Origin of the sequence: Microvirga flavescens (assembly GCF_003290125.1) — a bacterium.
GTDB lineage: Bacteria > Pseudomonadota > Alphaproteobacteria > Rhizobiales > Beijerinckiaceae > Microvirga > Microvirga flavescens.
In genome coordinates this window covers 1-3,589 of sequence record NZ_QMKH01000018.1, presented here as the reverse complement: position 1 = coordinate 3,589, position 3,589 = coordinate 1, and the positions used below count along the sequence as shown (strand labels likewise).

Here is a 3,589-nt window from a genome sequence, read left to right as displayed (position 1 = left end):
GAGCGTCTTGTTCTTGCTGAAGAGCGCGTTGTCGAGCCAGATCGAGTCGTCCTTGACGCTGTAGTCCTTGATCGTGTCGAAGTTGACCTTGCGGTCCGTCTTGGCCGTGCCCAGCTTGCCGTCGAAGACGAAGATGTCCTTGCCCTTGCCGCCCGTCAGGACGTCATTGCCATAGCCGCCCGAAAGCGTGTCGTCGCCGTCGCCGCCATTGAGCTGGTCGTTGCCGTCCCGCCCGGCGAGCCAGTCGTTACCTGCGCCGCCGCCGAGCCGATCGTTGTTCCTGCCGCCGAAGATGGTGTCGGCTTCCTCCGAGCCGGAGGTGATCTCGGTCGCGACGTCGCTGACATTGATCGTGAAGACCTGCTCGACGGTATGCCCCGCCAGATCCTTGGCTTCGACCTTGATCTGGTGGGTCGTTGCCCGCTCGTAGTCGAGCCGGAAGCCGTTCTTCACGACGAGCCTGTTGTTCTCGATCGCGAAGGCTCCGGACCGATCCTCCACCAGGCGATAGGTGAGGAAATCACCGGGATCGGTGGTCGCGGAGAATACGCCGACCTCGTCGCCCGTTGCGGCCAGCTCGCTGATCGTGCCGCCAAGGATGTGAAGGTTGCTCGGAGCCTCTTCGACATCGGCGATGGCGATGGTGATCTCCTGCACGCCGTAGCGCACGGGCGTGCCTGAATCCATGGCCTGAATCTTGAAGGTGAAAACGCCGCCTGGGTAGGCTTCGTGATCGAAGCTGGCGCCGGCCTTCAGCTTGAGATGGAATGTGCCGGCGGTCCTGCCGGTCACGATCTCGAGCGGGAAGCCCGCATCCACTGCCGATCCGTCACTGTTGAGCAGAACGTAACCTGTGATGGTCTGGTCGGGGTCCGCGTCCGTTGCGGTGATCACGCCGAAATCTCGCTCGTCGCTCACATTCTCGGTGGCGCTCAGAGCGGTCACGCCGCCAACCCTGATATTCGTGGGATCGGCCTCGTTGGCGTCGGTGAGATCGATGGTGATCTCCTGCACGCTGGAGCGGGCAGGCGAGCCGGAATCGATCGCCTTGACGAGCAGGGTGTGCAGGCGATGGCTCACGGTCTCGTAGTCGAGCGCCGCCTTCAGCTTGATCTTGTTGTCCTCGATATAGAAGAAGTCGTTGTCGATGACGTCTCCTCTTCCGTCGACGAAGACGTAGCTGATCGTCTGCTGCGTATCGGCATCGGTGGCGGAGAGCGTGCCGACGATCTCTCCGACGGCAAGCATCTCGGAGATGGCGACGCGGGTCTCTCCGTCGAGCCGGATGTTGGTGGGATCGGCCTCGTTCGCATCGCTCAAGTTAACGGTGATGCTGCCTCGGTACGTCGCGCCTCCCGCGTCCGTGACCTTGATGTAAACCGTCTGGGTGCGTTGAGCGGCGTCCTCGTAATCGAGGTGAGCCGTCGCCTTGAGCTTGAGCTTGCCTCCGGCGATCTCGAACAGGGCATGGTCGATCGGATTGCCCGCGGCATCGACCAGTTGATAGGTGTGCGCTTCGAGGGGAGAACTGTCCGGATCGAGGGCCGAGAGTGTGCCGATCTCCGACCCCGGTTCCAGACCCTCGGAAACGGTCACGGCCCCGCCGCCGTCGATCAGGACATCCGTAGGGTCGTTGTTGAGCCGGAAGCGCTGCTGCATGATGCCGCCTGCTTCCGCCCATGTGACCACCCAGGACCCATCGGGCAAGGCAGTCACGCTCGGATCGGAAGCGGATTGGGAGGACAAATTCGTCAGCCGAGTCTCGGCCCCGGCCTTGCTGCCGTCGGCGTTGAAGGCCTGCTGGTATATGACTGGGTCGCCAAAGGTGGCTGAGTAAGATACCCATGTCACGACCCAACCGCCGCCTGCCAGCGCCGTTATCTCCGGGAGGCTCTGGTTCGCATGGCTTGAGGTGTTGACCAGGATCTCATCGCCTTGCTTGCTGCCATCGGCGTTGAAGATTTGTTGGAAAATGCTCGCGTTGTCGCTTGCATCCTTGCTTCCCCATGTGACGATCCAACCTCCGTCTGAGAGCGAAGTTACATTGGGATCAAGCTGATCTCCGGAAAGAGTGGTATTGACGAGGGTCTGCTCCCCTCTTTTGCTTGCATTGGCATTATACGCTTGCTGGTAAATATCGTAGCTTCCGTCTGCTAGCTGTCTCTGCCAAGTGACGATCCAGCCGCCGTCCGAGAGCGTCGTGACGTTGGGAGCCTGGGGGTACTCAGTGCTCGCAAAGGCCGTGACAAAATTTTCGGCCCTTACGCTTCCGTCAGCGTTATAGACTTTCTGTGTAATTGTACGGTCATCTTTCCACGTAACGACCCAACCGCCGTCTGCCAGGGCTGTGACGCTGGGTGTCCTCTGATCGCCGGCATAGGAGGTATGTACTCGGCCTAGTGTGCGGAGGCTTCCATCCGCGTTGTAACGCGCCTGATAGATATCGTAGGTGCCCTCAGGGCCCATGGCGTGCCATGCGACGACCCACCCGCCGCCGCTCAGACCTGTGACATTTGGAGAGAGGTCATTTTCGCCCGAGAAACTGATTCTCGTTGGTGCATCTACTCTGGTTCCATCCGCCGCGTAACGTTGGTGGTAGATATCGGTCTGGCCGGGAGAGAAAGGACTAACCATTCTCCATGTGACGATCCAGCCTCCATCCTCCAGGAACGCGACACTGGGATCGCTTTTAGAGCTTCCAGGGGCGTTACTAGGCACGGTCTCCGAACCAACCTTCACGATTTGCGGGGCCATGATGCGTCTCCAAACAAGGGTGGCCTCAGATAGCCACAGGTAAATAGCCAGCCTACTTGTTGCGTAACGATACGTTATTTCGTTGTCAAATACTTCGAGCCTTGCTCAAAGACCAAGTCTCTTCTGTGATCGCTCGGGGCCGAAAAGCGATCACTACGTTTCATCCATTTGTCCCTGTGAAACCTCCCCGAAGGGGAGGAATTCAACTTCCTGCCCAAGCCCTTCAGCCTGCGTCAGCTGGTGGAGACGGTGAAGCAGGTGGGGGGACGGTGAGGTCCCTGAAGCTTGAGCGGTGTCCGTGAACGAAAAAACCCTGGCTGCGGGAGCGGCCAGGGGTTTTGGATTCATAGAGGGGCTTAGACGAAGAACAGTTCCGTGTAGGAGAACTTTGTCAGGGCCTTGTTCTTGGAGAAGGTGGCGATCTCGATGCCCTGCTTTGAACCCGAGCCGTCCTCATCGTAGATCAGCACGCGCTTCTTCGTGTCGTAGATGAAGAAATCGTCCTTGTCCTTGGCCGTGTCCAGGCTGAAGAACTTCTTGGCGAGCTTGACGGGCTTGTTCTCGGTCGCCTTCTGGATGGCTTTGGAGAGCGTCTTGTTCTTGCTGAAGAGCGCGTTGTCGAGCCAGATCGAGTCGTCCTTGACGCTGTAGTCCTTGATCGTGTCGAAGTTGACCTTGCGGTCCGTCTTGGCCGTGCCCAGCTTGCCGTCGAAGACGAAGATGTCCTTGCCCTTGCCGCCCGTCAGGACGTCATTGCCATAGCCGCCCGAAAGCGTGTCGTCGCCGTCGCCGCCATTGAGCTGGTCGTTGCCGTCCCGCCCGGCGAGCCAGTCGT

Annotated in this window: 1 protein-coding gene and 1 pseudogene; both read right to left on the bottom strand. The window is 59.6% G+C overall.

What is annotated here, in order from left to right; genetic code table 11:
• The coding region (locus DQW91_RS17290; RefSeq protein ID WP_198411898.1) for a cadherin domain-containing protein at positions 1-2,634 on the bottom strand (2,634 nt) is incomplete at its 3' end.
• A gap of 476 nt (positions 2,635-3,110) precedes the next feature.
• A pseudogene (locus DQW91_RS17285) lies at positions 3,111-3,589 on the bottom strand (hypothetical protein); the annotation flags it as partial.